This is a genomic window from Vibrio sp. 970 (assembly GCF_033339075.1).
In genome coordinates, this window is sequence record NZ_JAWOTW010000669.1 from 1 (window position 1) to 554 (window position 554).

Genomic DNA, 554 nt, shown 5'->3' on the forward strand with positions numbered 1-554 from the left:
TATCAAGTGACGCAGGTGGCAACAAAACAACCGTTAGTCTTTCTGCGGTTAGGTCTGTATGTGGAATTAAAATCGGCTCAAACACAACCTCAATGTTCTGCTCCTTACATATTCTGTTGGCCAGCAAAAACATCTCTTCAAAGCCATAAACTGCCGACTTCAATACTGAGGGATACTCGCAGATTCCAATCTTTATTTTGATCATCTTTAATTTGTCGTTTTTGACTTCTTTTATGTCATTTTAGACTCTAAAAATAATGCAGCAAGTTACTCATAATTTGGCAAGACGAGAACCAAAATCAGCAGGAATTGAACATGAGCAACAGCGCATTACTTGTAATCGATATACAAAACGACTATTTCCCGAATGGCCGATTTCCTTTGTGGAATACCGATACCACTTTGGACAACATTAAGCAGTTGATGGGGAAAGCCAAAGCACAAGATATCCCGATATTCCTTGTTCAACATGTATCTTCGGCCCCTAAAGGGAAAGCCCCTTTCTTTGAGGAAGGCAGTGTTGGTGTGGAGATTCATCCCGACGTCATCTCAAT

General features: G+C 40.6%; 1 protein-coding gene and 1 pseudogene. One reads left to right on the top strand and one right to left on the bottom strand.

Going from position 1 to position 554, the window contains the following annotated elements:
- Positions 1 to 205, bottom strand: a pseudogene (locus R7Q11_RS28525) (AraC family transcriptional regulator); the annotation flags it as partial.
- A gap of 110 nt (positions 206 to 315) precedes the next feature.
- On the opposite strand from R7Q11_RS28525, the gene R7Q11_RS28530 reads away from it, so the two are divergent.
- Positions 316 to 554 (top strand): isochorismatase family protein (locus R7Q11_RS28530; protein WP_225467269.1); only part of this gene is annotated, 239 nt, incomplete at its 3' end.